Source organism: Nocardia sp. NPDC003963 (genome assembly GCF_053605105.1).
Map to the genome: position 1 here is coordinate 192,748 of NZ_JBSGIP010000008.1, position 20,453 is coordinate 213,200.

The window sequence follows — 20,453 nt, forward strand, 5'->3', positions numbered from 1 at the left end:
TCAACCGCCCAGGAGGAATTCGAGATGGAGTGCGTCGAACTCCGCGGGTGATTCGTACTGGGGCCAGTGCCCGCAGTCGGGCAGCACCTCGAAGCGGGCGCCCGGGATCATCGAGGCGATCCGTTTGCCTTCGGCTACGTCGGCGGTGGGATCGTCGCTGGTCCACACCACCAGCGTCGGCGCGGTGATACCGCCGTATTCGGCGGGACCGAGCAGGTTGCGGGCCCGGATCTCCGGATCCTGGAGCGCCATGATGTCGCGCATGGCGTCCGCGAAGCCGGGCTGCCGGTACACCCGCTGCCGGCTGGCCACCAGGTCTGCGTAATCCTTGGATTTGTCCGCCATCAGCCATTTGATGCGTGCCTGCACCGTTTCCCAGGTGGGATCGGTGGCGGCCGCCATGGACAGCGTGACGATCCGCGCCATCACCTCCGGATCGGCCTGTGAACCGCCCGCGGTGTTGAGCACCAGTCTGTCGACCCGGCCGGGATAATCGTAAGCAGCCCGGGCGGCGACCCAGCCGCCGAGCGATTCCCCGCTGATATGGGCCCGGGCGGCGCCGATCGTATCCAGGAACGAGATCAGGTGCCCCACATAGTGTTCGATCTCGAGCGGCTGGCCCGGTTTATCGGTGTATCCGTGGCCGAGCATATCGATCGACCAGGTGGAGAAATGCTCGGCATGCGCCGCCAGATTCCGGACGTAGGCTTCCGCGTGGCCGCCCGATCCGTGCAGGAAGACCAGCGCTGGTCTGTCCCGGTCGCCGGCGTGCAGGTAACGCGTGCGCACCCCCGCCACATCCAGATATCCCTGGCTGAACGCGACCCCCTGCAGGTCGCACCACACACTCTCGTATTCCGACACTGCTACCTTCCGCTCTGTCCACCGGTCCGGCACCGGTCCGCCGGGACCGCGAGCCGCCCGCTCGCCCGCCACTCGCTCAGTACTTCACCGATTCGCCGGTGGCCGCGTGATGGCCCGCGCGCAGCCCCCAGACCATTCCGGGGCCGATGGTTCCGCCGGCGCCGCCGTAGGCCCGGCCGGTGACCCCGGCCATCGCGTTCCCGGCCGCGTACAGCCCGGGGATCACCGCGCCGCTGATATGCCGGACCCGGGCGTCGCGATCGGTACGCGGACCGCCCTTGGTACCCATGGCGCCCACGGTCACCGGCACCGCGTAGTACGGGCCGGTATCGACCGGTCCGAGCGTGCGCCCGGCGACGGTATCGGCGTCCGGATCGCCCCAGTAACCGTCGTATTCGCTGGCGCCGCGGCCGAAATCGGGATCGGCACCGGCCGCGACCGCGCGGTTCCATTCGGCCACGGTGCGCCGCAGTCCGGCGGGATCGATCCCGGTCCGGGCGCCCAGTTCGTCGAGATCCGCCGATTCGGCGAACCACTCCGGCGCCGTGCCCCCGGGTTCGACGCCCAGGAATCCGTACCGGCGCAGATGTTCGGCGTCGAACACCATCCAGCCGGGGTTGTTCACATAGCCGCCGCGCGGGTCCAGGTAGTGGAAGGCCCCGGCCATGGAGTTGTATTCGGCGGCCTCGTTGACGAAGCGCTTCCCGGCCCGGTTCACGATGATGCTGCGCGGGCGGGTGCGTTCCAGCCGGACACTGCGGCTGCGCTGTTCGCCCTCGATGGTGTCGCCGGGCAGTTGCACCACCGGCACCCACCAGGCCTCGCCCATGTTCCCGAGATCGGCACCGTGCGCCATGGCCATGCGCAGACCGTCGCCGGTGTTGTTCGGTGGCGAGACCGGCCCGGTCATCGGACCCCGCAGAAATGCTTTGACCAGACCCGGATCCCATTCGAATCCGCCGGTTGCCAGCACCACACCCCGGCGGGCCCGGACTGCGAGCCGCCGGCCGCCGAGTTCGACGCGGACGCCGGTCACGGCACCGGCGGCCGCGATCAGCTCCACCCCGCGGGCGCCGGTGCGCGGGATGATCCCGGCACCGAGTACGCCCTCGAGCAGCCCCGCGACCAGCGCCTGGCCCGCCACACAGATATCCGCGGTGGCGTCACCGAGCACGGCACGCAACCGGGCCCGGGTCTCGGCGTCGAATCCGACATTGCTCCAGTCGAGCGGGAAGGTGGTGATCCGGTCCCGCCAGTCGCCCAGGCGGGCGAGATCGTAGGCCGCGGGACCGAGCGATCGACCGCCCGCGGGCTGACCGCCGGGCAGTTCGGGTTTGTAGTCCGGGAAACCGTCGGCCACTTCGAATTTCACCGCGCTGTGCTCTTCGACGAAATCGAGCATTCGCGCACCGGTGCGTACGAACACCTCGACCAGTTCGTCGTCCATCGAATCCAGCGACTGCGCGTCCAGGTAGGCCAGCGCGTCGGTCACGGTGAGTTCCCGGTCCGCGCGCGCGTGGGCCGGGATCCAGGCCAGTCCACCGGATACCGCGCTCGTCCCGCCGACCGTGGCCGCCTTCTCGAACAGTGTCACCGCCGCACCCTCGACGGCGGCGGCGAGCGCCGCGGTGAGTCCGGCGGCTCCGGTACCGAGAACGACGACGTCGGTCTCCTCGTCCCAGGTGTTCGACGGATCGGCTTCGGCGGCCGATGGCTGATGCGATGGCACTGCGCTGTCCTTTCGGCGAGCAGGCGGAGTTCGAAGCGCCGGTCCCGGCGGGCTGCCGTGCGGAGCACGGGCCGGGCCGGCGCGAGTAAAACGACAATCTCCCTTTGCGAGAATACTATTCTCGCTGGATGGATGCCGCAATACCCCTTCGGATCAAATGTTTCTGGATCTTCCCGCTGGGGGTGCGCGGGAACTCCGTGGCCTCGAACAACCGCTCCGGGAACTTCTGCCGCGCCACCCCCGCCCGCTCGAAGAAGGCCCGCACCTCAGCCCGGGAGGGAAGCGCACAGCCGGGTTGCAGCCGCAGCACCGCGCCCACCACTTCACCGAACCGATCGTCGGGCAGCGCGATCACCACCGACTCCGCTACCTGGGGCATCGCATCGAGGACGTCCTCGACCTCCCGGGCGCCCACGTTCTCCCCACCGCGGATCACCACATCGGCCTTGCGATCGGTGATGGTCAGACAACCGTCGGCATCGAGCACGCCGATATCACCGGTGTGATACCAGCCGTCGGCGTCGAAGGCGCGCGCCGTCAGCTCGGGGTCGGTGTAGCCGAGGCACAGATCCGGTCCCCGGCTGAGGATCTCGCCGTCCGCGGCGAACCGGATCTCCACACCCGGCATCGGGCGGCCGTCGGTGGTGAGCCGTTCGCGCGGCGGGGCATCGAGTTCCGAGGCGGTGATGGAGGGGTGTTCGGTACTGCCGTAGGCCCGGAAGGCGATCACGCCGAGATCGGTCAGCGTCCGCGTCACGGCCGCCGGCACCGCTGAACCACCCAGCCCCACATAGCGCATATGCGCGAGATGTTCCGGGGTGTAGTCGGAATGTTCGACCATGCTGGTGACGAAATACGGTGGGCCGCCGCCCACCACGAGTCCGTCGGACCGCATGAGCGCCAGCGCGCGGCCCGGGTCCCAGACATCGAGCAGATTCACCGGCCGCCCGTGCAGTACCGGGAGGAGGCAGGCACCGACCATCCCGATGAAATGCCCCACCGGAGTGGCGGTCAGCTGATCGCCACGGTCGGCCCGGTTCCGCTCCGCGAGCTGCAGGGATTCGCAGCCGAGCGTCTGATGACTGTGTACGACCCCCTTGGGAGCACTCGTCGTCCCGGAGGTGAACGCGATCAGGGCGGGACCCGCCGGGTCGGCGGGTAGCACACCGGACATGGGTTCTGCGGCGAGCAGGTCGTCGAAATCCCGCCCGACGACTCCCACGATGGGCACCTCGGCGCTGACGGCGGGATCGTGGACAGTGCGGCCGAACTCCGCCATGGTGATGAAGACCTTCGGCCGGGCGACCCGCAGGATATGGCCGAGTTCGGAACGGCCGTAGAAGTGCACGATCGGCACCACCGCGGCACCGAGGAACGAGGCCGCCCAGAAAGTCGCGGCCGCCTCCATCCAGTTCGGCAGCTGGAACGCGAGCACATCACCGGGCCCGACACCGCGGGACCGCAAGCCCGCGGCCAGCCGCCGGGCCACCCGCTCGACCTCGGCGAACGTACCGCGCCAGGGCCGGACCTCGGAGTGCACCCGGAACTGCGCGTCCGGGGCCGCGGCCAGACCGCGGCTCAGCAGATCGCCCATGGTGTCGCGGGTCCACCAGCCTTCGGCCACATAGCGGGCGCGCAGCTCGTCGGACACCACCCGGGTCACCGGACCCCACCTCGAATATCCCGGTCGGACATATCGGTTCACCCCTTCCGCGCCGGCGGGGTGCTCGGCACCGGAGTACGAGGCACCTACCCGGACGCACCGGAGTTCGTACCGCCGACTGGTGATAATCGAATTCTCTGACAGCGCGAACAATCGATTCGCGCGCAGTCCTCGACAATTGAGATGACGAGACGGTCACCCAACTGCCGAAATACCGCGTGAGCCCGTTTTGATCACTCGACCAGGCTTCTTCCGAAACCTTGCCGCCGAGCCCACGGGTAGAGTACCGTTCTCGTATGCGAAAACGCAGTTCTTTTCGCATACGAGAACAGCCGTATGTCCGGAGCCGGTACCCGGCGGTGCCGGGTCGACACCGAAACGGGTCCGCGGCCGGATCGACGCGCGGTATTCGCCGCGCACCCTGTCCCGTGCCGCGCGCCACCGGCGTACCGGCACACCGGGCAGGTGACTCCCGGAAACAGATCGAAAGGGAATGCTGTGGGACGTGTTGAGGGCAAAGTCGCATTCATCACGGGCGCCGCGCGCGGTCAGGGCCGTAGCCACGCCGTCCGACTGGCGGAGGAGGGCGCCGACATCATCGCTGTCGACCTCTGCCAGAACATGTCGACCATCGGATACCCGCTGGCCACACCCGAAGACCTCGAGGAAACCGTGCGCCTGGTCGAGAAGACCGGCCGCCGGATCATCGCGACCCGGACCGATGTCCGCGACGCCGTCGCCCTGAAGGCCGCGCTGGACGCGGGCGTCGCCGAGTTCGGCAAACTCGATATCGTCATCGCCCAGGCCGGTGTCGCCGGGATGAAGGGTCAGCCGGATATCCAGGCGTGGACCGATGTCATCAATACGAACCTGGTGGGCACCATCAACGCCATCCAGGCCGCGCTCCCCCATCTCGGTGAGGGCGCCGCCATTGTGGCCACCGGCTCCACCGCGGCGATGGTCGATACCAGCAAGGTCGACAATCCCGGTTCGGATCTCGGCGGTATGGCCTACGTGCATTCCAAGCGGGCACTGTCCTACTACGTCTTCGATATCGCCCGGCACCTCTCGCCCCGGGGTATCCGCGCCAATGTGGTGCATCCGACCAACTGCAATACCGATATGTTGCAGAGCGAGCCCATGTACCGGTCGTTCCGGCCCGACCTGGAGAACCCGACCCGCGCCGACGCGGAACCGGCCTTCTACGTCCAGCAGGCCATGAAGGTCCCGTGGATCGAACCGGTCGATATCTCCAACGCCATCCTGTTCCTCGTCTCCGACGAAGCCCGCTTCGTGACCGGTATGCAGGTGCGCGTCGACGCCGGCGGCTACCTGAAGTGGTACGACCACAAACTCTGACCCCACCCGGCCACGCCGAGGCAGGCGGCGCGCGAACGAAGGCGATCGGCACGCGCGCCGCCGCACCGGTGGCGAGTCGGCATCCGACTCCCGGAGCGGCGCAGAGTTCCGGGCCCCCGGCGAAGGTTCGCCGCACCCAGTGACCAGCAGAGGGACAACAGACCGTGACTTCTACGGATAACGACCAGCGCAAGCAGAACCGCTACCACTTCGATCGGCACACCCCCGAATACCGCGAGCAGTTCGGCGAGATAACCCAGGAGATGCACGCGAAATGCCCGGTGGCGTGGACCGACACCTACGACGGGCACTGGGTCGCCGCCGGCGGTAACGCGGTCTTCGAGCTGGCCCGCTGCCCGGAGGTCTCGGTCGATCACGATGTGCACAACGAACGGCGCGGCTACCAGGGCATCTCGATTCCGAAAGCGCAGCGCGCCGCGATGGTTCGCGGCGGCATGCTGGAGATGGACGAGCCCGAACACCGCACCTATCGCTCGGTCCTCAATCCGTATCTGTCACCCGCCGCGGTGAAACGGTGGCAGCCGTTCATCGACGAGATCGTCCGGGCCAGCCTCGACGAGAAGATCGAAACGGGCCGGATCGATTTCGTGGACGATCTGGCCAATATCGTCCCCGCGGTACTGACCCTGGCCATGCTGGGGATCCCGTTGAAGAAATGGTCGGTCTACAGCGATCCGGTGCACGCCTCGGTGTACACCCCGGAGAACTCCCCCGACGCCCCCCGGGTCGCCGAAATGCACCGGACCATGGGTATCGATATCCTCACCAGCCTCCACGAGGCCAAGACGAACCCGCGTCCCGGCCTCATCAAAGCCCTCACCGAACTGCGGATCGACGGTGAACCGGCCCCCGATATGGAACTGCTCGGGATGATCGGCCTGCTGATCGGCGGCGGTTTCGATACCACCACCGCGCTCACCGCGCACTCCCTGGAATGGTTGTCGGACAACCCCGATCAGCGCGCGGAGCTCAGCCGCGACCGCGACGATCTGCTCGATCCCGCCACCGAGGAGTTCCTGCGCTACTTCACCCCCGCCCCGGGTGACGGCCGCACCATCGCCGACGACTGCACCTACCAGAACACCGAGTTCAAAGAGGGCGAGCGGCTGTGGCTGTCCTGGGCGATGGCCAACCGCGACCAGAGCATCTTCCCCGACGCCGACGAGATCGTCATGGACCGCAAGGGCAACCGGCACTTCAGCTTCGGGCTGGGCGTCCACCGGTGCATCGGCTCGAATGTAGCGCGCACGGTGTTCAAATCCATGCTGCTCGCGGTCCTGGACCGGATGCCGGACTACACCTGCGATCCGGCGGGCACGGTGCATTACGACACGATCGGCGTCATCCAGGGGATGCGCAATCTGCCGGCCACCTTCACCCCCGGTGAACGACTGGGTCCCAGCCTCGACGAGACCCTGGACCACCTGCAGCGGATCTGCGACGAACAGGGCCTGGCCGCGCCGGTGACCGAGCGGCCCGATGCCGCAGTGATCGACTTCGAGTACTGACCGAGAAGGGCCGGCCGATACCGCGGGGTTCGGCCGGCCCTTCCCTCTCCGACGAGGAACCGCGATGAAGGATCTGCCCGACGGCACCCGCACTCCGGTGATCGATACCAGCGTGCACATCTTCTTCCGCTCCAACGACGATATGCGCTCCTACCTGAACGAACCGTTCAAGAGCCGCGGTATCCCGGACGCGGAAATGGACTGGTACGGCGCCCCCGGCGGCGAATACGTCAAGGGCGCCCGCGGGCCGCACAAGGGGTATCCGGGATCGGATCCGGAATTCGTGGGGCAGCAGCTGTTCGAGGAGCGCGGGGTGGATGTGGCGGTGCTGCATCCGATGACCCGCGGGATCCTGCCGGACCGACATCTGACCACCGCGGTGCTGTCCGCGCACAACGATATGATGGTGTCGCGCTGGCTCGACGCCGGAACCTATCACGATCGCTTCCGCGGCACCCTGCGGGTCAATCCCGAGGATCTCAGCGGTGCGCTGCGCGAGATCGACCGGCTCGGCGATCATCCGCGGATCGTGCAACTCGGGATCCCGCTGCAATCGCGCGAACTGTACGGTAAACCGCAGTTCTGGCCGCTGTGGGAAGCCGCCGCGGCGGCGAATCTGCCGGTCGCCGCGCATATCGAGACCGGGGAGAGTATCGGCCTGCCGCCCACCCCCTCCGGGCATCCACGGACCTACGAGCAGTACTACGGGTTCATGGGGCTGAACTACATCTACCACCTGATGAACATGATCGCGGAGGGCGTGTTCGAACGGTACCCGGGCCTGAAATTCGTCTGGGCCGACGGCGGCGCCGATCTGCTGACCCCGTTCACCTGGCGGATGGACACCTTCGGCCGGCCGCATCTCGAACAGACCCCGTGGGCACCCCGGATGCCCAGCGACTACCTGCCCGGACATGTGTATTTCGTACACGCCACGATCGACGGGCCCGGCGACGCGCCCTTCGCGGCCGAATGGCTGGACTTCACCGGCAAGGACGACATGCTCATGTTCGGGTCCAGTTACCCGCACTGGCACAGCGGCGATACCGGCAGCCTGCCCGCCGCGCTCACCGCGCAGCAGCGCGAAAAACTCTACTGGCGCAATGCCGCGAGCCTGTACAGCATCGATATAGACGCGGTCACCGCGGTCCGCTGATGCAGCAGCTGGTGCGGGGTGCGACTCGAGGAGGCACTGTGATGCGATACCGCCGTCTTCGCTACGGCCTCCGCCGACCATATGCAGCCCCTACGAAGGAGGCATCGTGACAACAGCGCAGGTACGGGCGCGCGTACCGTCCACGGAACTGGTTCCGGTTCGCGTCGTCGATTCCGATGTTCATCCGGTCCCCCGCCGGGGTGATCTGGTGGAACACATCCCGGAGCCGTGGCGCACCTCGTTCTTTCTCAGTCATCGCGTCGGCGACACCATCATCTACGACGCGCCGGACTACGCCCACTCCAAGGCGATGCGGGTGGACACCTTCCCCGCGAACGGTGAATTTCCCGGTAGCGACCCGGATATGGCCTTCCGGCAGCTCATCATGGAGGCCGGTTCGGATATCGTCATCCTGGAACCGACGGTGAAGGCGACCCGGCTGCCCGAGGCGACCGCCGCCATGGCCACCGCCGTGAACCGGTGGCAGGACGCGCAATGGCTGGACGCGCACAACAACTGGCATCAGCGCTGGCGCGGTTCGATCTGCGTGGCCATCGACGATCCGCAGGCCGCCGTCGCCGAGATCGACCACTGGGCCGGGCACGAGTACATGGCGCAGATCCTCATCAAGGCCGAACCGCGGCCGTCGTGGGGCGATAGCCGCTACGACCCGATCTGGGCCGCCGCGGTGAAACACGATCTGCCGGTGAGCTGCCATCTGAGCCGGGGCGCCTACGAGACCATGCCCATGCCGCCGGTCGGCTTTCCCAGCTACAACCACGATTTCATGGTCACCTACTCGCTGCTGGCGGCGAACCAGGTGATGAGCCTGATCTTCGACGGGGTCTTCGACCGGTTCCCGGCGCTGCGCATCGTCCTCGTGGAACACGCCTTCACCTGGATCCTTCCGCTCATGTGGCGGATGGACGCGATCTACGCGGCGCGCGGTTCGTTCATGTCGATCACCCGTAAGCCCTCGGAGTACGTGAAGGAACACATCAAGTTCACCACCCAGCCGCTGGACTACCCGGAGGACAAGACCGAGCTCACCCGGGCGTTCGACTGGATGGAAGCGGACAAGATCTTGCTGTACTCCTCGGACTACCCGCACTGGACCTTCGACGATCCTCGCTGGCTGGTGAAACATCTGCCACCGGCGGCCCGGGAGAAGGTCATGTTCCGCAACGGTATCGAGACCTACCATCTGCCGGAGACCGTACCGGCACTGCCCGGACAGATGCGGGTCCACTGATGGCAGACGGAATCGAGGTACCCGGCACGAGTTCCGGGCCGGCGACGGAAAGCCCTGCCGAGGCGAACACAGCACAGGTTGTGGACACCGTCACGGCTGCGGACACCGGAGTGCCCGGTCCGGCCGGCGAACCGGTCCGGCTCGCGCAGGGCCGGGAACATGTGGTGGCCACGGTGGACGAGATACCGCCGGGTTCGTCGAAAGTGGTACCGATCGGCCGGCACGGGGTCGGCGTCTACAACGTGAACGGCACCTTCTACGCCATCGCGAACTACTGCCCGCACGAGGGCGGCCCGCTGTGCTCGGGTCGGGCGCGGGGTCGCACGGTGGTCGACGAATCGGTACCCGGGGATTCGGTGATGGTGCGGGACAACGAGTTCATCTACTGCCCGTGGCATCAGTGGGGGTTCGAACTGGCCACCGGCACCACCGCGGTGAAACCCGAATGGAGTATCCGCACCTATCCGGTGCGAGTGGTCGGCGACGACGTCCTGGTCACCGCCTGATCCGGGAACAGCCGGAAAGTACGAAACCCGGTCGCGCCGAGACATCGGCCGGCCGCGGGAGTGCCCACACGGTCCACTCCCCGAACCATCCAGGAGTGTGCGCATGCCCGCGGTAACGGTGAACGGCGGCAAGGTCGTCTACGAGATACTCGGCACGACCGGTGACCTCATCGTGCTCACCCCCGGCGGCCGCTACGGCAAGGATATTCCCGGGCTGCGGCCGCTGGCCGAGGCACTGGTCGCCGGCGGGTACCGGGTGCTGCTGTGGGATCGGCCCAACTGCGGTGCTTCCGATGTGCAGTTCTTCGGCCGGACCGAATCACATATGCGCGCCGAGACGCTGTCCGGGTTGCTGACCGAACTCGGCACCGGCCCGGTGATCCTGGCCGGCGGATCCGGTGGGGCCCGGGATTCGATGCTCACCACCATGTTGTTCCCGGAGCTGGTCACCGATCTGGTGCTCTGGAACATCGTGGGCGGGGTGTACGGAACCTTCAACCTCGGCGCCTACTACGTGCTGCCCAGCCTGCAGACCGTCCGCGGTCTGGGAACCGAGGGCCTGCTGCGGATGAAGGAGTGGCGGGAGCGGATCGCGGAGAACCCGGACAACGAACAGCGCCTACGGGAGCTGGATTCGGCGGAATTCGTGAAACTGTCCCTGCGCTGGCTCAACGCCTACGTCCCGAAACCGGGACAGACCATTCCGGGCGTCGACGACGAGATGTTCGAACGTATCCGGGTGCCCACCCTGATCATCCGGGGCGGCGCCAAGGATATGGACCATCCCGAACGGACCTCGCTCGAGGTGAGCTGCCTGATCGAGGGTTCGACCCTGATCGACCCGCCGTGGCCGGAGGACGCCTGGGAACGCGCGCTGGAAGATCGCGCCCGGGGCCGGGTACAGCAGTACAACATGTTCGACACCTGGGTGCTCGCCGCGCCGGAGATCCTGAAGTTCCTGGGCACGCGATGAACGGGCCGCCCGGCCGCTCAGATCGTCCGGATCCGGACCTCGCAGTTGGTGGACGCCTCCAGCGCGGTGTGGATCCGGCTCTCCGGTACCCGCTCCAGATCGGCTTCGCGCAGCCGGACCTGCAGGATGTCGTAACCCTCGGGGCCCGGTACCCGCACGATCTCCCCGGTGAGCCCGAATCCCGCGAGCACCCCGTGGGCGTCGGCATCGGTGCCGCGGCTCACATAGGTGACGACACCCGGCGCGGCCGGCGTACCGAACGCCTTCCCGCACAACGCGAGCACCCGTTCGGTATCGGCTTCGGCATCGGCGGTGTCCAGCAGTACCTGCAGTTCACGTCGACTACGCGGCGCGGTGGTCAGATCCCGGTCCAGTACCCGGGCACCGGAACCGGCGAGACCCGCGGCGAGCTCGGCCGTCCCACGTACCAGCGATTCGGCGGAGAGTTCACCGGCCGGGTCCACATTCACCCGCAGCACCGCAGTTCGCATGCGAATCAGCCTAACGGGCGTAGCCGGTCGAAGCCCACCCCCGGTATGCGCACCGTCGCGGCGACAGCGACGGTCGCGCCCGAAACGAGCGGCCCGCGGCCGCGCCCATTCAGGAGGGACGATGCAGCACATCTTCTCATCGGCCGGGGAGCTCACCGTGGTCCCCTACCCCGGTAGTGATCCACGCCTGCTCCGCACCGGCGACGGTGTGGAAACCGCGTACGAATACCGCGACCGTGGCGGCTACCGCCCGATCGGATCGGTGACGGCCCTGGCGGACACGGTCGAGCGCAGTGGTCTGCGCGGCCGGGGCGGCGCCGGGTTCCCGTTCGCGGTGAAGGTGAGCGGTGTCCGCGGTGGCAGCCGGGTCGGCGCGGGCGCACCGGTGGGGTGGACCGATACGGTCGTCGTGGCCAACGGCGAGGAGGGTGAACCCGCCTCGTTCAAAGATCGCTGGTTACTGCGCAACCGGCCCCATCTGGTCCTCGACGGTCTCCGGCTGGCGGCGGCGCTGGTGAGCGCCCGGCGGACCTATGTCTATGTATCGGACCCCGAATCCGCCCGGTCTGTCGAAGCGGCACTGGCGGAGCTCGGCGGCGTACTGCCCGACGGCCCGGAGATCACCGTCGTACAGGTCGAACCCGGATATGTCGCCGGGGAGGAGACCGCGGCCGTGCAGGCCGTCGACGGCGGCCCGGCCAAACCCACCGATAAACCGCCACGGCCCTTCGAAGCCGGGGTCGCGGGACTGCCGACGCTGGTCAGCAATGTGGAGACGCTGGCCAATCTGCCGTTCCTGGACCGCTGGGGCGCCGACGCGTACCGGGCCGCCGGTACCGCGCTCTCCCCCGGGACATTCCTGGCCACGGTCACCGCCGCGGGACGTGCGCCCACACTGTACGAACTGCCGCACGGACTTCCGTTCGCCGACCTCCTCGCACTGCACGGGATCGCGGAGACCGACCTGCGCGGCGCCCTGATCGGCGGTTACTTCACGGGCCTGCTCGACCGGACGATTCTGGACCTCACGCTCGACCACGAATCACTGCGCCGGGCGGGCGCGGGGCTGGGGTGCGGGGCGATCGCCCTTCTCACCATCGAATGCCCGGTCGCGGTGGCCGCCGGGGTCCTGAACTATTTCGACCGGGAGAACGCCGGGCAGTGCGGGTCCTGTTTCAACGGCACCGCGGCCATGGCCGCGGCAGCCGGCGCACTGGCCGAAGGACGGGCCGACACGGCGGATCTGCAACGGTTGCGCCGCTGGTCGACGGTACTGCGCGGACGCGGGGCCTGCGGCACCCTCGACGCCGCCTGCAATACCGCGGCGAGCCTGCTGGAGCGGTTTCCCCAGGAGGTCACCGCTCATCTCGACCACAGGTGCCCGGATTGCGCGGCCGGGCCCGCTATCGACCACGCTCCCTTCCGGGTGGCGACAGAGGTGCTGCTGTGAAGATCAAACTGGATCGCACCCTCTGCGACGGCTTCGGCATCTGCGCCAAGCACGCGCCCGGGCATTTCCCACTCGACGATTGGGGTTACGCCTCGCTGGCCGGTGATCCGGCCATCGCATCGGCCGACGAGCCGGCGGTCACCCGCGCGCTGCTCGACTGCCCGGTTCACGCCATCACGATGCTGCCCGAATCGAACCGGGTGAACGGCGAGCCGGCCCCGTCCCCGGACGAAACACGCAGACAACCGTGACCCGGACCGCACCGACAGCCCCGGTTGTCGGTGCGTCGGCACTCGGCGGCGGGCCGGCACCGAAATCGAGTGCAACCGTCCGGCCACTCAGCGGGGCGGGCCGGTCACGTCGACCGGGCCGGTCGCGAAGAGCCCGCCATCGTCCGGCAGTTCGACGAAAGCAGTGGCGATCGCGGCGACGACGTTGAGTTGTACCGGCCCTTCGGCGCGGAGCCAGAGAAGTGGCGGCAGCGATGCGGAGCGGATCGTATCGATCGACAACTGCGCCGGCCATGGTTCATCGCGCGGCGGCAGTACCGCCGCTGTGACATTGTCGAGAGGTTCGGCGCCGGGTCCGGGCAGCCGTCCGATTTCGAGGTAGTACACATTCTGGAAGGACAAGACGATATCCGGCTCGGTGGGACCCCAGCGCAGGCCGATATCGAGTGCATCGTTCTCGTCGACTCGGGAAAAGGTCATCCGGTCGATCAGGTATCCCGTACAGCGTGGTGCTGCGCTTCGAATCCGATCGAATTCCTTCATCGGGACACCCTCTCACCTGTCGAATGGTCCTGGGTCACAGATCCGTCCGGACCGTATCGTTGCCGGTAGCTTCGCTGGTTCGGTCCCGGGCTCACCTTGGGACCCAATCGTTGAACTTCGCCGTCCGGGCGTATCCAGATCTCGCTGCCATCGCCCGCTGTATATCGCCGATACCCGCCGGAAGTCTGCGATCTGAAGCTGAATCCGGCTCCGCGCATTGTGGCCTCCACCCGGTCGATCGTGTAACCGTGCAGGTCGGGGACCGCCGACAACCTGTTTCCCGATGGTATGGAGGCGGACCGGGTGATGACGGCCCGATCATCGGACGAACCGGCGGAGACCGGTTGTACCCGTGACGAATCTACTTCCGATACCTTGTCTCCGGCTCTCCGGCCGGCGGCGGTGAATACGCCCGGGGCGGCCGAGGCCCCGACAGCGACCTTTCGGATGCCGAGCCCGCTCTCGGCGAGAGCGTCGGCCGTGGCCGTCAGCCGACGCACGACAGCGGCGATCGCGGAGGCGACTCGCTGATGTGAGTTCATCCGGACCGTGCGCTCGTCACGCCTGGGATATCCACTGTGAAAACTCCCCCGAGGCCCTCCGCTCGCGTCCGCAGCACAACCGCTGCCGCAACAGGATACCGATCTGCCCCGGGAGCCCCGGTCGCGCGAACCCGGCTTTCAGCGTCGAGGCGGACTCCGAAATACGATACGCACCGGTCTCGGCCCCATGCAGAATCGGCAAGGTATCCAGCGGTGGCCGGTGAGCGAGCCGATCAACCGACCCCGAGCCAACCGCAGGGCAGTCCGCAGGTCGTGTGGGTCTCGGTATCCGTATCACCGTCGGCGTAGGTCCGAACCGTCGCCGACGCCTCGGCGGGATATCCGCAGCGCGGGCAGGTGGAGAAATAGTCCAGGACCGGATAGACCGTGACGAGCACGGGTTCGTCCGGGCGCATACCGGGCGGCAGCGGGATCGCGGCCCCGGATGTATCGCTCAGACGGGATCGAACGACGAGATCAGCCATGAGTCCTCCACCTTCGACAGGGTCACGCGGACGCTGCTCGCGGCCAGCGCGGGATCCGGTTTTTCGGCACTGGTGGTCGTCTGGTTGATGAACAGCAGCGCCACCGCTGAATCGGCATGCATTTCGGCCACCGCCGACCGCACGATCGTCGCCGTCGTCTTGACCGACTTCTCCTCGGCGGCGGGCGCGATGACCTTTTCGGTGAACTGGTTGTAGTAGGTGAGGAAATCGCCGGTCATCCGTGATTTCGCGGCCGCGAAATCGGCGTCCAGTGATTCCGGGGAATAGGACAGCAGGGCCACGGTGCCCTCGGTCGCGGCCGAGAGGACCTCGTTCTTCACCGCGTCGCCCCGGTCGTCGGGGCGGTACTGGAAGGCCAGCAGCGCGGCGGCGACAGCCACTGCCACCACGGCCACCAGCGTGAGCAGCAGCGGTTCCCGGGAGGTGCCCGCGGTACGGGGGAAGCTGGGGATTCTCACGGCACGAACTCCACTTTCGACATCTTCAGATCCGGCCCGTCGCGGGTGACGGTGACACTCAGCCGCCAGACGCGCGGTTCCTGCTGCGCTCCCGCCGAATTCGTGATCCGGGAAACCGCGGCGACCAGTACCACCGCGGATTCGTCGGTCATGGATTCGACGGCCGATCCGGTGATCTCACCCTGTGTGGCGACCTTCGACTGTTCGACGACCTTGGTGAAATCCTCGGCGCGGGTCTGGAAATCGGTGCGGAAGGCACCGGTGGAATTATCGAGCACCCGTTTCACATCGTCGGCGGCCCGCCCGGAATCCATACTGGTCAGGGCCAGGACACCCTGCCGCGCGGCCGCGAGGTACTCGTCGGCGCGGGCCTGCTGGACACCGATCTGATGGTGGTTCCAGATCGAGAACCCACTGACCACCAAGGCTGCGACAACCACCAGGCCCGCGACGGTCCGGCCCAGCGTACGGCCCCGGAGTCGGCGCAGCGCCGGTCGTGGGAACCGCCGGGTCAGCTTTGCGCGCCGGGTCTCCTTCGTCACCGGTTGCTTCTCCAGCGCGATACCCGGGGCGTCCTCCGCCGAATCGCCGGAACGCACTGCGGAGCCGCCGGACAAGGCACTACTCGAATCCGCGCCGGGCCCCCGCGCCGCATCCGCACCGGGTTCCGCCTGCTCCGGATCGGTATCGGACTCGACCCGCTCCCGTTCGGCAGCGGCCCCGGCCCGCCGCGCCGAATCTGTACCGGCCGCATCCGCCGGCTCCGTGTCCTCGTCCGGTTCGGCGGCGGGTGCAGTATCGTCCGCGAGCTTCGTCGAGGTGTCGGCCACCGGCGCCGCGGCGCCCGGTTTCTCCACTTCGGCACCGGGGCCGGGCGGTTCGCCCGATGTCCCGGCCTCCCGGCGTAGCCGCGCCGCCCGGGCGCGGGCGCGGGCCGCCGTCGCGGAGGCCTGCGCGGCGACCGCTTCGGCTTCCGCGGCCGCCGCTTCGGCGTCGGCTTCCTCCGCCGCCAGGATCAGCGGGTCGGTGGTGGCCTGGGTCATGTTCCCACCTCGATCACTCTTCTAGTCGGCACTGTCCCGCAGCCCGCGCACCGCCGGAGCGAATGCGTAGGTACGCTCAGTCGCTCGCGGGCAGCGGCTTTGCTTCCTTCACCGCCAGCGGTGTGCTGCCGACGCTCAGCGTGCCCGCGCCGGCCTTGGTCACGAGCACCTCGGCGCCGTCGTCGTCGACATAGCGTTTGCCGATGAGATTGCCGTCCGCGAAACCCTGCTGCGGGCTACCACCGGAGTCCGTCGCACCGCCGTCGATGGGCACCATCGGCACCCCGCCGGCCCGGAGGTCGTCGAGACTGTCCGCGGCCCGGACGATGATGACCTCGGTACTGCACACCTGGCTGCGTAGCCGGGTACCGGTCTTGACCATTGGCTTTTCCTTTCCGAGCGGCGCGCGATCAGGCGCCTGCGGTTTCGCGGGTGAGATCGGCGACCAGTTCGCGGCGCAGGATCTTCCCGGTGGGGGTGGCGGGGAGTTCGGCGCGGAAGACCACGCGGTCCGGTGTCCGGGACCCACGCAGTCCGGTTCGCACATAGGCGCGCAACTCCTCCGGATCCGGAGTGCTGCCGGGTTCGGCGGGGACCACGACGGCGACGATGATCTGTCCCCACGCGGCGTCCTCGACACCCACCACCGCGACCTCGTGTACGGCCGGATGTTCGACCAGGACGTCCTCGATCTCGGCCGGGGCGATGTTCTCTCCACCGCGGATGATGGTGTCGTCGCTGCGGCCGTGGATGAACAGATAGCCGCCGTCGTCCAGTACCGCGAGATCCTTGGTGGGGAACCAGCCCTCGGCATCGAGTACCGAGCCGATCCCGGTGTAGCGGCCCGAGACCTGCGGGCCGCGAACGAACAGTTCACCAGGTGCCCCGGCGGCGACAACGGTGCCGCCCTCGTCCCGGATCTGCACCTCGATCCCCGGGACCGGCTGTCCCACCGAACCGAGCCGTTTCGCGACGGCTTCGTCGTCGGCGGTCAGCGCGGCCCGATGATCGTCGGGGCCGAGAACCGCGATGGTGGAACTGGTCTCGGTGAGCCCGTAGGCGTTGACGAATCCGACGTCGGGCAGCAGTTCGAGTGCGGTGCGCACCAGCGGCAACCCCACCTTCGAACCGCCGTAGGCCAGGGTGCGCAGGGTCGGCAGCCGCGATCCGCTCGCCTTCAGGCCGGTGACTATCCGGTCCAGCATGGTCGGTACCACCGTCGCCGTGGTGACCCGTTCGGTCTCCACCAGCCGGATCCACTCCTGCGCTTCGAAATTACGCAGGTACACCATCTTCCGGCCCGCGTACAGGTTCGACAGCGCAGCACCGACCCCGGCCACGTGGTAGGGCGGTACGCAGATCAGCGATACGTCATCGGCCGCGGCGGAGGCGAATTCCACCGTCCCGGTGATGTAACTGACCAGGTTGTTGTGCGAGAGCTCGACCGCTTTCGGCTGCGAGGTCGTCCCGGAGGTGAACAGCACCACCGCCGCGGCGTCGGGATCCGGTTCGGCACCGGCCGGTTCCGCGGACCGGGCCCGGTCCAGGAACTCCGCCGCGGTCCACAGCCGGTCGGCGGTACCGGCGACGGCGTGTGCGTAGGCATCGTCGTGTATCACCAGCGGTGCGTCGAGGCGCCGGACGAGTTCGGCGAGTTTGTCGCCGCTGAGCCGATAGTTCAACGGAGTGAACGGCACCCCGGCCCGGGCCGAGGCGAAGATCAGCAGCGGCAGCAGCGCGCCACCGGTACCCACATACGCGACACTGCGCGCACCGGAGGCCGCGATCGCCCCCGCACCGCCGTGTGCCAGCGCGTCCAGCTCCGCACCGGTCCAGCGCGATTCACCGGAGACGACAGCCACTCGATCCGGGTCGGTCGAGGCCGCCATATCCAGCAGTAGCGAAATACTCATACGACTACTTCCTGAACGCCGAGCGTCCCCGCGCCCAGCCCGTGGTGATATCGATATTCTCGGAAACCGAGAATATCATATCCGCTGCTGCGCGGCCTCGATTCGCCGACCGCACGGTCTGCTGGAACAGCCCTCACCGGCGCGTTCCCGCCACACCCTCCGCCTTACCGAGCACACCGAAGGCACAGAGATTCCACACTTCGGCGGCGGTGATCGCGTTCGAGCCGTCGTCGGTGCGGGCACCCTGGGCCACGAACATCACGGTCTGCAACGTCATGGCGGCCATCCGGCGCGGCCGGGCACCGGCCCGGAGATGCCCCGCCGCGGCCGCGTCCCGCATGAGATCGGCCAGCAGCTCGAACAGCGAGGCGTGCGCCACCTGGATCTCGATGGGATCCGACATCAGCAACTGCGGTGCGTATTCGGTGAACAGCGGCCGGTGCGCACCCGGATCCGGCCGGCAGAACTCGAAGAGCAACTCGACGGCCAGCCGTAGTTTGACCAGCGGATCACCATCGTTACCGGTGGCCTCCCGGATCTGATCGGCCACCTTGGCGATCGCCTCCTCGTACAGGGCCAGCAGCAGTTCGTGCTTCCCGTCGAAGAGCAGATAGAAACTACGCAGCGACTGGCCCGCGTAATCGACCACCTCGTGCATGGTGAAATCCGTACTGCCGCGCTCGGTGATCAAGACCCGGGCGGCATCCAGGAAGCGCTGCACCGCAGCGCTGCCGAACAGTTTCGTGGTGCGGACCGAACGTGCGTCGATCCGCTGCTGCAGGGTGAGCCCACTGCCGGCACTCCGCATGGCGTACCTCCCATCACCGCGGCGGCAACCACCGGGGTGAACCCTTGTCCCGGCTGGTCGCGCCACCTACGGAAACTAGAATATCCCGTTGAGAGAATGATATTCTCATATTTCGCAAAAGGGAGGTACATCGTGCAGCTGACTTTCGACGAGGACGTGGAACGGTTCCGCGCCGAGTTCATCGCGTTCCTCGACGAGTATCTGCCGCCCGAGGCGATCGCGGCCGAACGCCCCCGATCGAGCTCGCATGTGCCGCAGTGGGCCCGCGAATGGCAGTCGACGCAGTTCGACCACGGCTGGCTGGTACCGGGGTACCCACCCGAATTCGGCGGCCGCAACGCCACGGTTCTGCAGCAGTACGTGCACCGCGAGGAACTCGGCAGGCGCCGGATCTACGAAAGCTGCAATCCACAGGGCCAGGGCATCATCGCCGCATCCCTCATCACCTTCGGCACCCCCGAACAACAGCGGAAGTGGGCGGTGCCGATCCTGCGCGGCGAAATGCCCGCGGCCCTCGGGATGAGCGAACCCGGCGCCGGCTCCGATCTCGCCGGCCTACGCACCCGCGCGACTCGCGACGGCGACCATTTCGTGGTCACCGGCCAGAAGGTGTGGACCTCCGGCGCGCACGACTCCGATGTCGTCCTCACCTTCGTCCGCACCGATCCGGAGGCCCCCAAACACCGGGGCATCTCCGTACTGCTGATCCCCACCGACACCCCCGGCGTACGCCGCCGGCCCTTCGCCTCCGCCTGCGCCGACGACGATCTCGACTTCAACGAAGTGTTCTTCGAAGAAGCCCGGGTACCGGCGGAGAACCTGGTCGGCGAATTGAACAAGGGCTGGACCGTGGCCAACGGTTCACTCGGCCACGAACGCACCCTGCTGTGGATGAGTTTCGCCCAGCGATTGCGCATGCTGGTCAAGGATTTCACCCCGCGCACCGAACTGGACACCGATCGCTTCGCGACCTCGGTGATGGATCTGCAGGCGCTGGAACTGCTGGGTTCGGCGGCACTGGCCCGGGAACAGCGCGGCGAAACCGATGTGGCGGCGCTTTCGGTCCTCAAACTGCTGGGCTCCGAAGCGGTCCAGCAGGGCCTGGAAGCCGCCCTCGACGCCGCGGGCGCCGACGGCCTCACCCACCCCTCGGTCACCTCCCGCCACAATCTGCTCAACCTGGAAGATCACGCGCCGAGCTGGTTCGAACGGTATCTGCGCAGCTTCTCGGGCACGATCGCGGGCGGCACCTCGGAGATCCAGCGCAATATCATCGCGCAACGAGTCCTCGGACTGCCGCGAAGCTGAGCTCTGCCCGTGGCGCCGCCTCCGGCGGCGCTGGGTGGGGCCCTATTAACCCCGGTTCTTCACTCCTGCGCTCAGTCGCTGCGCTCCTTCGCTTCGTCGCTCCAGAACCGGGGCGGGCCCCACCCACTGA

General features: G+C 67.7%; 20 protein-coding genes. 9 read left to right on the forward strand and 11 right to left on the reverse strand.

From position 1 onward, the window contains the following. The 3 genes from ACWEWT_RS17625 to ACWEWT_RS17635 all read right to left on the reverse strand — a co-directional run bounded on the left by ACWEWT_RS17625 (position 1) and on the right by ACWEWT_RS17635 (position 4,256). Entirely contained in the window at positions 1–864 is an 864-nt protein-coding gene (locus ACWEWT_RS17625; RefSeq protein ID WP_452560123.1) for an alpha/beta fold hydrolase, read from the reverse strand. A 76-nt stretch (positions 865–940) separates the two neighbouring features. Further along, on the reverse strand, positions 941–2,593 hold the full coding sequence (locus ACWEWT_RS17630) for an FAD-dependent oxidoreductase (protein WP_452560124.1): 1,653 nt from the start codon (positions 2,591–2,593) through the stop codon (positions 941–943). A gap of 115 nt (positions 2,594–2,708) precedes the next feature. Then, the gene (locus ACWEWT_RS17635; protein ID WP_452560126.1) at positions 2,709–4,256 is read right to left on the reverse strand and encodes an AMP-binding protein; all 1,548 of its coding nucleotides are present in this window, start codon (positions 4,254–4,256) and stop codon (positions 2,709–2,711) included. Positions 4,257–4,754: 498 nt separating this feature from the next. Between ACWEWT_RS17635 and ACWEWT_RS17640 the strand changes: the two genes are divergently transcribed. The 6 genes from ACWEWT_RS17640 to ACWEWT_RS17665 all read left to right on the forward strand — a co-directional run bounded on the left by ACWEWT_RS17640 (position 4,755) and on the right by ACWEWT_RS17665 (position 11,031). Continuing rightward, on the forward strand, positions 4,755–5,615 hold the full coding sequence (locus tag ACWEWT_RS17640) for a mycofactocin-coupled SDR family oxidoreductase (protein WP_452560128.1): 861 nt from the start codon (positions 4,755–4,757) through the stop codon (positions 5,613–5,615). Between the two features lie 164 nt (positions 5,616–5,779). After that, a complete protein-coding gene (locus ACWEWT_RS17645; RefSeq protein ID WP_452560130.1) occupies positions 5,780–7,144 on the forward strand; it encodes a cytochrome P450 in 1,365 nt (454 codons plus the stop codon). Positions 7,145–7,208: 64 nt separating this feature from the next. Next, the gene (locus tag ACWEWT_RS17650) at positions 7,209–8,300 is read left to right on the forward strand and encodes an amidohydrolase family protein (protein ID WP_452560132.1); all 1,092 of its coding nucleotides are present in this window, start codon (positions 7,209–7,211) and stop codon (positions 8,298–8,300) included. Between the two features lie 106 nt (positions 8,301–8,406). Then, the gene (locus ACWEWT_RS17655) at positions 8,407–9,552 is read left to right on the forward strand and encodes an amidohydrolase family protein (RefSeq protein WP_452560134.1); all 1,146 of its coding nucleotides are present in this window, start codon (positions 8,407–8,409) and stop codon (positions 9,550–9,552) included. A gap of 80 nt (positions 9,553–9,632) precedes the next feature. Beyond that, positions 9,633–10,058 (forward strand): Rieske (2Fe-2S) protein, encoded by a 426-nt coding sequence (locus ACWEWT_RS17660; protein ID WP_452560136.1) that lies wholly within the window; start codon positions 9,633–9,635, stop codon positions 10,056–10,058. 103 nt (positions 10,059–10,161) lie between these two features. Beyond that, positions 10,162–11,031 (forward strand): alpha/beta fold hydrolase, encoded by an 870-nt coding sequence (locus ACWEWT_RS17665; RefSeq protein ID WP_452560138.1) that lies wholly within the window; start codon positions 10,162–10,164, stop codon positions 11,029–11,031. 17 nt (positions 11,032–11,048) lie between these two features. On the opposite strand, the gene ACWEWT_RS17670 is transcribed toward ACWEWT_RS17665, so the two are convergent. Beyond that, entirely contained in the window at positions 11,049–11,522 is a 474-nt protein-coding gene (locus ACWEWT_RS17670; protein WP_452560140.1) for a hypothetical protein, read from the reverse strand. Between the two features lie 121 nt (positions 11,523–11,643). On the opposite strand from ACWEWT_RS17670, the gene ACWEWT_RS17675 reads away from it, so the two are divergent. Further along, positions 11,644–12,972 carry an NADH-ubiquinone oxidoreductase-F iron-sulfur binding region domain-containing protein gene (locus ACWEWT_RS17675; protein ID WP_452560141.1) on the forward strand — a complete coding sequence of 443 codons (1,329 nt, stop codon included), beginning with the start codon at positions 11,644–11,646 and terminating at the stop codon, positions 12,970–12,972. Continuing rightward, on the forward strand, positions 12,969–13,223 hold the full coding sequence (locus ACWEWT_RS17680; RefSeq protein ID WP_452560143.1) for a ferredoxin: 255 nt from the start codon (positions 12,969–12,971) through the stop codon (positions 13,221–13,223). The genes ACWEWT_RS17675 and ACWEWT_RS17680 overlap by 4 nt, the downstream gene beginning before the upstream one ends. An 87-nt stretch (positions 13,224–13,310) precedes the next feature. Here the strand turns inward: ACWEWT_RS17680 and ACWEWT_RS17685 are convergent, their stop codons facing one another. The 7 genes from ACWEWT_RS17685 to ACWEWT_RS17715 form a co-directional block, all read right to left on the reverse strand. Beyond that, complete coding sequence (locus ACWEWT_RS17685) at positions 13,311–13,682, reverse strand: hypothetical protein (RefSeq protein ID WP_452560145.1); 372 nt, start codon at positions 13,680–13,682, stop codon at positions 13,311–13,313. A gap of 838 nt (positions 13,683–14,520) precedes the next feature. Continuing rightward, positions 14,521–14,772 carry a hypothetical protein gene (locus tag ACWEWT_RS17690; RefSeq protein WP_452560147.1) on the reverse strand — a complete coding sequence of 84 codons (252 nt, stop codon included), beginning with the start codon at positions 14,770–14,772 and terminating at the stop codon, positions 14,521–14,523. After that, on the reverse strand, positions 14,742–15,251 hold the full coding sequence (locus ACWEWT_RS17695; protein WP_452560148.1) for a twin-arginine translocation pathway signal: 510 nt from the start codon (positions 15,249–15,251) through the stop codon (positions 14,742–14,744). The genes ACWEWT_RS17690 and ACWEWT_RS17695 overlap by 31 nt, the downstream gene beginning before the upstream one ends. Beyond that, positions 15,248–16,294 carry a hypothetical protein gene (locus ACWEWT_RS17700; RefSeq protein ID WP_452560149.1) on the reverse strand — a complete coding sequence of 349 codons (1,047 nt, stop codon included), beginning with the start codon at positions 16,292–16,294 and terminating at the stop codon, positions 15,248–15,250. The genes ACWEWT_RS17695 and ACWEWT_RS17700 overlap by 4 nt, the downstream gene beginning before the upstream one ends. 76 nt (positions 16,295–16,370) lie before the next feature. Then, entirely contained in the window at positions 16,371–16,676 is a 306-nt protein-coding gene (locus tag ACWEWT_RS17705; protein ID WP_452560151.1) for a hypothetical protein, read from the reverse strand. Positions 16,677–16,704: 28 nt separating this feature from the next. Continuing rightward, positions 16,705–18,207, reverse strand: a complete 1,503-nt coding sequence (locus ACWEWT_RS17710) for a class I adenylate-forming enzyme family protein (protein WP_452560153.1) — start codon at positions 18,205–18,207, stop codon at positions 16,705–16,707. 133 nt (positions 18,208–18,340) lie between these two features. Then, the gene (locus ACWEWT_RS17715) at positions 18,341–19,015 is read right to left on the reverse strand and encodes a TetR/AcrR family transcriptional regulator (protein WP_452560155.1); all 675 of its coding nucleotides are present in this window, start codon (positions 19,013–19,015) and stop codon (positions 18,341–18,343) included. 132 nt (positions 19,016–19,147) lie between these two features. Here ACWEWT_RS17715 and ACWEWT_RS17720 point away from each other — a divergent pair, with 132 nt between their 5' ends. Further along, entirely contained in the window at positions 19,148–20,323 is a 1,176-nt protein-coding gene (locus tag ACWEWT_RS17720; protein WP_452560157.1) for an acyl-CoA dehydrogenase family protein, read from the forward strand. Positions 20,324–20,453 lie beyond the last annotated feature (130 nt).

Coding starts and splice junctions, on each gene's coding strand:
- ACWEWT_RS17650 (WP_452560132.1), top strand. CDS start 7,209: ATGAAGGATCTGCCCGACGGCACCCGCACTCCGGTGATCGATACCAGC.
- ACWEWT_RS17665 (WP_452560138.1), top strand. CDS start 10,162: ATGCCCGCGGTAACGGTGAACGGCGGCAAGGTCGTCTACGAGATACTC.
- ACWEWT_RS17670 (WP_452560140.1), bottom strand. CDS start 11,522: ATGCGAACTGCGGTGCTGCGGGTGAATGTGGACCCGGCCGGTGAACTC.
- ACWEWT_RS17675 (WP_452560141.1), top strand. CDS start 11,644: ATGCAGCACATCTTCTCATCGGCCGGGGAGCTCACCGTGGTCCCCTAC.
- ACWEWT_RS17685 (WP_452560145.1), bottom strand. CDS start 13,682: ATGACCTTTTCCCGAGTCGACGAGAACGATGCACTCGATATCGGCCTG.
- ACWEWT_RS17690 (WP_452560147.1), bottom strand. CDS start 14,772: ATGGCTGATCTCGTCGTTCGATCCCGTCTGAGCGATACATCCGGGGCC.
- ACWEWT_RS17700 (WP_452560149.1), bottom strand. CDS start 16,294: ATGACCCAGGCCACCACCGACCCGCTGATCCTGGCGGCGGAGGAAGCC.
- ACWEWT_RS17705 (WP_452560151.1), bottom strand. CDS start 16,676: ATGGTCAAGACCGGTACCCGGCTACGCAGCCAGGTGTGCAGTACCGAG.
- ACWEWT_RS17710 (WP_452560153.1), bottom strand. CDS start 18,207: ATGAGTATTTCGCTACTGCTGGATATGGCGGCCTCGACCGACCCGGAT.
- ACWEWT_RS17715 (WP_452560155.1), bottom strand. CDS start 19,015: ATGCGGAGTGCCGGCAGTGGGCTCACCCTGCAGCAGCGGATCGACGCA.